This is a genomic window from Saccharopolyspora rectivirgula DSM 43747, assembly GCF_000497205.1.
Classification (GTDB): domain Bacteria; phylum Actinomycetota; class Actinomycetes; order Mycobacteriales; family Pseudonocardiaceae; genus Saccharopolyspora; species Saccharopolyspora rectivirgula.
Genome location: NZ_AYJW01000104.1, coordinates 1 through 6,627 on the forward strand (window position 1 = coordinate 1; position 6,627 = coordinate 6,627).

The 6,627-nt window shown below is 67.1% G+C and carries 7 protein-coding genes; 3 read left to right on the top strand and 4 right to left on the bottom strand.

Going from position 1 to position 6,627, the window contains the following annotated elements:
- The 3 genes from SREC43747_RS0118545 to SREC43747_RS0118555 all read right to left on the bottom strand — a co-directional run.
- On the bottom strand, positions 1-1,085 hold a 1,085-nt coding region (locus SREC43747_RS0118545), incomplete at its 3' end, for a HAMP domain-containing protein (RefSeq protein WP_029722888.1).
- 42 nt (positions 1,086-1,127) lie between these two features.
- Positions 1,128-1,784 carry a response regulator gene (locus SREC43747_RS0118550; protein WP_037332601.1) on the bottom strand — a complete coding sequence of 219 codons (657 nt, stop codon included), beginning with the start codon at positions 1,782-1,784 and terminating at the stop codon, positions 1,128-1,130.
- A 157-nt stretch (positions 1,785-1,941) separates the two neighbouring features.
- Positions 1,942-2,358 carry a CBS domain-containing protein gene (locus SREC43747_RS0118555; RefSeq protein ID WP_029722890.1) on the bottom strand — a complete coding sequence of 139 codons (417 nt, stop codon included), beginning with the start codon at positions 2,356-2,358 and terminating at the stop codon, positions 1,942-1,944.
- A 929-nt stretch (positions 2,359-3,287) separates the two neighbouring features.
- On the opposite strand from SREC43747_RS0118555, the gene SREC43747_RS0118560 reads away from it, so the two are divergent.
- A complete protein-coding gene (locus tag SREC43747_RS0118560; protein ID WP_029722891.1) occupies positions 3,288-4,235 on the top strand; it encodes a daunorubicin resistance protein DrrA family ABC transporter ATP-binding protein in 948 nt (315 codons plus the stop codon).
- A 10-nt stretch (positions 4,236-4,245) separates the two neighbouring features.
- Entirely contained in the window at positions 4,246-5,082 is an 837-nt protein-coding gene (locus tag SREC43747_RS0118565) for an ABC transporter permease (RefSeq protein WP_029722892.1), read from the top strand.
- 90 nt (positions 5,083-5,172) lie between these two features.
- On the opposite strand, the gene SREC43747_RS0118570 is transcribed toward SREC43747_RS0118565, so the two are convergent.
- Entirely contained in the window at positions 5,173-5,409 is a 237-nt protein-coding gene (locus SREC43747_RS0118570) for a hypothetical protein (protein WP_037332598.1), read from the bottom strand.
- 202 nt (positions 5,410-5,611) lie between these two features.
- On the opposite strand from SREC43747_RS0118570, the gene SREC43747_RS0118575 reads away from it, so the two are divergent.
- A partial coding sequence (locus SREC43747_RS0118575) for an ArnT family glycosyltransferase (RefSeq protein ID WP_236623273.1) occupies positions 5,612-6,627 on the top strand: 1,016 nt, incomplete at its 3' end.

A 6,627-nucleotide genomic window follows, 5' to 3' on the forward strand; every position in this document is an offset into this window, starting at 1 on the left:
TCGGTGCCCACCTCCCGCGCCACCCGGGTCACTTCGTCGGCGAACGCGGAGAGCTGGTCGACCATCGTGTTGATGGTGTTCTTCAGCTGGAGTATTTCGCCGTGCGCCTCCACGGTGATCTTCTGGGTGAGGTCACCTCTGGCGACGACGGTGGCCACCTGGGAGATGTTGCGCACCTGGGCGGCCAGGTTGGTGGCCATGGAGTTGAACGAGTTGATCAGCTCCTGCCAGCTGCCGGACAGCTCGGGCAGTTCGGCCCGCACGCCCAGCCGACCCTCACCTGCCACGGAGGTGGTGACCCGGTTGATCTCGCTGGCGAAGGCGGCCAGCTGGTCCACCACCCTGTTGAAGGCCTCTTTGAGCTCCTGGATTTCTCCGGAGGTCTCGACGGTGATCTTGTGGGTGAAGTCCCCCTCCTCCACGGCTTTGGCGGCCAGCAGGATGTCGCGGAGTTGACCGGTCAGATCTGTCGCCATCTGGTTGACGGCGGCCGCCATCTCCGCCCAGCTCCCGGTCAACCCCGGGACGCTGACCTGCTCCCCCAGCTTGCCGTCGCGGCCGATCTGCCGGGCTATTCTGGGCAGCTCTTGGGAGAACTGGGAGAGCTTGTCCAGCAGTTCGTTGACCGCCGCGCCGGTATCCGCGAGCTCACCGGGGAGTTGGCTGCCCGCTTCCACCGGTACGCGAACGCTCAGATCGCCCTGCACCAGAGCCAGCAGTACCCGGTTGAACTCCGCGATCGGCCCGGAAAAGGACCGAACGGTCTTGTTCACCGAGTCCGCCGCGTGGCGCCAGGCCTCTTCGACTTCGGTGTCGAACTGCACCGGAGGTATGGGCCACTGCCCCTGCGCCACCGCCGCGGTCAACCGGTCCAGCTCGTTCATCAAGTGCTGGTTGCGGGCGGCCAACTCGTTGAACTCGGCGGCGATCTGCGCGGGAATGCCGTCCGCCGACAGCATCATTCGACGGCGGAAGTTGCCCTTGCGCAGTTCCTGCAAGCCCAGCAGCACGCGGTAGAGCACGGCCTCGTCCGGACGGGGCGGAGCCTGCTGCGGAACCGGAACGTCCTGCTGCTGTGAGGGCATTTCGGCCTCCTGCGGAACTCGGCGGGACAACCGGCCGTCGACTCAGCGATCGCGCCGCAAGCTTCGGTCGAGCCGAAGTTCGGTCGCCAGCACCGCAGCTTCACTGCGGTGCCGCATCGACAGCTTCGACAGCATCTGCGACACGTAGTTCTTGACCGTCTTCTCCGCCAAGTACATGTGCTTCGCGATTTCCCGGTTGGTCATCCCGTTGCCGATCAGTTCCAGGACTTCCCGTTCCCGCGCGGTCAATTCCCGAAGCGGGTCCGCTTGCTCCTGCTCCCGGCGCAGCCAGGCCAGCATCGCCTCGGTTCTCTTCGGGCTCAGCAGCGACTTGCCCTGGCCGGCCGTGCGGATCGCGTCCACCAATTCGCTGCTGACCACGTCCTTGAGCACGAATCCGGCAGCACCGGCCATGATCGCGTCCATCAGCGCATCCCGATCGTCGAACGAGGTCAGGATGAGGCAGTGCAATTCCGGCAGTTGCGAGCGCAAGTCCCGGCACAGTTCGACACCGTTCCCGTCGGGCAAGCGGACGTCGAGGACGACCACGTCCGGCGAAGTGGCCGGGACCCGGGCGAGGGCTTCCCCAACGGAGGCGGCTTCGCCTACCAGTTCGAGATCGGACTCGGCGGAGATGAGCGCGGCTATCCCCCTGCGGATGACTTCGTGGTCGTCCACCACGAACACGCGTACCGGCAATTCCCTCGCCCCCTCTTTCCGCACCATGGGCGGGGTGATGCGGCTGGTCGGCACTTGCGCTGGAAGCACTGCCAGCATAGGGAGATTGGCGTAGCATCGCCTGCCCAACACCCCGCCCGGTGCTCGGTGACCGGAACAGGTCCGGACCACCGGTGGTTCAGTGCTGGTAGACCTTCTCGACGAATTCCGCCAGTTTCTGCTCCGGAATGCGGTGCGCCAGGTCCACTTCGCTGATCATGCCGACCAGCTGGCGGTTCTCCAGCACCGGCATCCGCCGCACCTGGTGCTCTTCCATCAGTCTCAGCACCTGGTCGACGTCGGTGTCCACATCCACCCACTGCAGAGTGCCTTGCGCCAAGCTCCCCGCCTTGACCTCCGCCGGGTTGAGCCCTTCGGCGCAGCACTTCACCACGATGTCCCGATCGGTGATGATCCCGTGCAGGCGGTTGTCCTCTCCGCAGATCGGCAAGGAGCCGATCTTCAGATCGCGCATCTTCTTCGCCGCTTCGACCAAGCTCTCGTTCTCCCCGATGCACTCCGCGCCCCGGTGCATTACTTCGCGCGCTGTAGCCATGACGGCTCCTCCAACGAGTTCGGTGACTGCCGTCTTCGCTTTACCCGGCCACCTGCCCGGTGAAACCAGAAGATCCTACTCCTCGCGCTGCCATTCACCCAATTCCGCCCCGTTCCTTTCGCACCGCTGTTTTCAAGCGATGAGTTCGCGCAATTCCGCACCGCGGCAACCGGCCGATGAAGAACCAGCACGGCGTTCTCCAGCTTCCTTTTCAACCCCCGGCCTTGCCGAGGAGGAAGTCCTCCCGGACTGCTGCCGACCAATGCGGAACACCTGCGCGGCGAGCGGGTGCTGAATTCGCGAGTTCGCTTCTCGCCATCCGAGGACCAAACGCCGCTTCCCAACGGGTTCGTCGCAGCCCGCCGAACTCGATCCCCACGAACGCCGCGAGGCGGTGCTCGGCTCTCCCCGAACCGCTTTCTCCACGGCCCCGTGCGCTCTTCCGCCGGAACTCCGGAACACCACTGTGGACTCGCTCGATCACGCAGGAGGCGCGAATCCTATTCCGCGAAAAGCGCTTCGCGCGCAGGGGAACGCTGGCGGTGCTCCGGTAGCGGCAATCGCGACTTCCGCTGACGCCGTTGCGCGAACGCGTCGGGACGACGAGGAAATCGCTGACGCAGAGCACCGGGAAAAATGCTGAGGGTGCGCGGAAGACGATTCCGCAACAGCGGATCAATCGGGATGACCACGCGCCTCTCCGCCAATTACGATGGCCGCGTGAGTTCTCGCGTTGATCAACTCCCACCCGGTGGCGCCCGACCAACTTCCCTTCGGAAAACGGAGCCGACCGGAATCCGGGAATTAGCCGGAAACACCTCTTGCACCAACCGGTTGCCCCCACTCCAGGCCCGCAGCACCAGGAAAGCCGCACCGGACGCGAAACGCGCTCCCGCTCCCGAATTCCCCCTCGACCCGGGAGGGCGGTCATGACCACCCCGATCATCGAAGTCGAACACCTCAGCAAATCGTTCGGCGAAGTGCAGGCCCTGCAAGACGTCACCTTCTCCGTTCCGCAGGGCACCGTGCTCGGCCTGCTGGGCCACAACGGGGCGGGCAAGACCACGCTCATCAACATCCTCAGCACCCTGCTCCCGCCGAGCAGCGGAACCGCACGGGTGGCCGGTTTCGACGTGAGTTCCCAAGGAAACGAGGTCCGCTCCCGAATCGGCCTCACCGGCCAGTTCGCCTCGGTCGACGAGCAGCTGTCCGGCTTCGACAACCTGTTGCTGATCGGCCGGTTGCTGGGGGCGAGCCGCCGGCAGGCCCGCCAGCGCGCCGAGGAGCTGCTGGAGCTGTTCTCGCTCACCAAAGCCGCCCGCCGCCCGGCCCGCACCTATTCCGGAGGCATGCGGAGGCGGTTGGACCTCGCGGCCAGCCTGGTCGGCCGCCCGAACGTCGTGTTCCTCGACGAGCCCACGACCGGTCTGGACCCGGTCAGCCGCATGGACATGTGGCAAATCGTGGAATCGATGGTCGCCCAAGGCACCACCGTGCTGCTCACCACGCAGTACCTGGAGGAAGCGGACCGGCTGGCCGACTCCATCACCGTGCTGTCCGCGGGCCAGGTGATCGCCGCGGGTACTTCCGAGGAGCTGAAGAGCCGGGTCGGCCAACGCACGATCACCGCCACCTTCCGCCGGCCCTCCGAGGCCCAGCGCGCTGCCGAACAGCTGCGGAAGGCTGGCATGGAGGTCACGCGCGACGAACAGCAGGCGGCGGTGACCATCCCCGTGGCCCGAGCCCGGGAACTCGCCGACGTCGTCCGGGTGCTGGACGCCGCTGACGTGGAAGCCGACGACCTCACCCTCCGCGAGCCGACCTTGGACGACGTTTACCTCGCGCTGACCCACCGCACCCCGGCGAGCACCAACTGAACGGGAGATCATGTCCAGCACGCTCAGCTCTTCCACCACCAGCAGCGAATCCCAGGTCGGTCCCGCGTGGCGCGGTGCCAGCTACCCGGTCCAGGTGTGGGTGCTGACCGGCAGGTCACTGCGGGCGCTGCTCAGGGATCCCAGGCTGGTGATCTTCAACTTGCTGCACCCGCTGATCATGCTGTTGGTCTTCAGCCAAGTGTTCGGCAAGGCCATGCTGAGCGCGGTCGCGGAGCAGGGCGGCAACTACGTCAACTACCTGATGCCGGCCATCCTGGTCACCACCGGCATCGGAGCGGCACTGGAGTCCGGGGTCGGGCTGATCACCGACATGAAGAACGGGGTGATCGCCCGGTTCCGGGCACTGCCGATCCACCCCAGTTCGGTGCTGGTCGCGCGCAGCCTCTCCGATCTGGTGCGCACCGCGGCCCAGCTGACCATCGTCGTCGTGGTGGCCGCGCTGCTGTTCGACTTCTCCCCGGCTGGAGGCGCCTCCGGTGTGACCGCGGCGCTGCTGCCGTCCCTGCTGGTGAGCTGGTCGCTCACCTGGGTGTTCCTGGCGATGGCGGCCTGGCTGCGCAGTGAAGAAGTGATGAACAGCGTGGGATTCCTGGCGATGTTCCCGCTGATGTTCGCTTCCAACGCGTTCGTTCCGATCGAGTCGCTGCCCGGCTGGCTGCAGGCGGTGGCGAAGGTCAACCCGCTCACTTACACGGTGGACGCCGCGCGCGGCCTGTCGTTGGCGCTGCCGATGGAGAACGGCCCCACCGCCGCCGTGGTGGTCAGCACCCTGCTGGGCGCGCTCAGCGTCCTGCTCGCCGTCCGCGGTTTCCGCCGGCCGACCTGACCAGGAACGAACAGCTGCTCGCCGGCAAGCCGGTCGCACCACGCCGGGACCGGCTTGCCGGCCCCACCTCGGTCGTCGAGCGCCCCACCACTAGTACTCGCGCATGAACCGGTCGAACGTCGCGTTCGCCGTCCGCCAGTCCTGGGTGATCAGTTCGCGCTGGGCACCTGCCTCGGCCAGTGCGTCCACAGTCACCACGAATCCTCGCTCGGACACCCGTCTGCGCAACTGGACGAGACGTCCTCCTGCGGAGCGCCCTATTCGCTCCCCCGTTTCCTTGGACACGCTCTGACCAGCCTGCAGCTCGGACACGTCGAAACCGCTCATAGGAATGTGATATCCCGACCAGACCGGATGAAACCCCCGCTGGGCGCACCGGAGCCGGTCGTCCTCCCGAGCCACGTCGGCGCGCCGCCCGGCTTCCCAGCGGGCGGACGCGCAGGTCGATCACCGGCTGCCGCGTAAACTCCGGCCCGTGACCGGGGACAAATCATCCGTACGGCCACCCCTGGGAACGGCTGGTCCCGGGGTGATCGCACCCAGTTCGCCACATCCGTTCGCCCAACGCCCGGTGCTGCTCATCGCAGCTGCTGCCGGCGCACTGCTGTTTTCGGTCAGCGGCCGGTACGACTACGTGACGGATGAGCTGTACTTCCTGGCGGCCGGCAAGTACTACCTGGACTGGGGCTACATGGACCAGCAACCGCTGGTCCCGGTGCTGGCGCGCGGGCTGGACGCGCTGTTCCCGGGCTCCTTGCCCGCCCTGCGGCTCCCGGCCGCGCTCATGGTGGTCTTCGGGGTGGTGTTCACCGCCCTGATCGCCCGTGAACTGGGCGGTGACCGCCGAGCCCAGGTGCTGGCCGCCGCCGCTTACCCGCTGTCCCCCTGGCTGCTGCTGAGCGGGCACTGGTTGATGGCGGCCACGCTGGAACCGCTGCAGTGGACGGTGATCTTCTGGCTGCTCGCCCGATGGGTGCGGATCCGCCAGCAAACCGGCGTGTTCCGAGATCGGCTGCTGCTGGTCGCGGCGCTGGTCACCGCGCTTGCCCTGCAGACCAAGTTCCAGGTGGTCGTCCTCGTGGTGGCGATCCTCGTCGCGGCCGCTGCGGTGGGGCCCCGCGCACTGCCGACCAGGCCGTTGCTGTGGGTGGGGGCGCTGGGCGTGCTGCTCACCGCCGCGCCCACCCTGCTGTGGCAAGCCCGCAACGGGTGGCCGGCACTGGAGATGGGGACCGTGGTCAGCGACGAGTCCAACCGCTGGCTGCTGCTGCCGACCGGGTTGTTCTACGCCGGTGTTCTCGTCGGCCTGGTGCTGTGCTGCGCTGGTGCGGTCTCCTTGCTGCGCAACCCGCAGCTGCGGCAGTTCCGCTTCTTGGGCTGGTCCGCCGTCCTCGTCGTCGTCTTCTACCTGCTCTCCAACGGCCGCCCGAACTACCTGGCCAGCTTGTTCGGTCTGCTGTACGCCGCCGGGGCGGTGGGGCTGCAGCTGCGGCGGCAGCGATCACCCCGTCCCCGCTGGCACCTGCCCACTGCCCTAGCTCGGTC

Bases quoted from the DNA above. Each gene is read 5' to 3' on its own strand.
- SREC43747_RS0118565 (WP_029722892.1), top strand. From the start codon at position 4,246: ATGTCCAGCACGCTCAGCTCTTCCACCACCAGCAGCGAATCCCAGGTC.
- SREC43747_RS0118560 (WP_029722891.1), top strand. From the start codon at position 3,288: ATGACCACCCCGATCATCGAAGTCGAACACCTCAGCAAATCGTTCGGC.
- SREC43747_RS0118570 (WP_037332598.1), bottom strand. From the start codon at position 5,409: ATGAGCGGTTTCGACGTGTCCGAGCTGCAGGCTGGTCAGAGCGTGTCC.
- SREC43747_RS0118555 (WP_029722890.1), bottom strand. From the start codon at position 2,358: ATGGCTACAGCGCGCGAAGTAATGCACCGGGGCGCGGAGTGCATCGGG.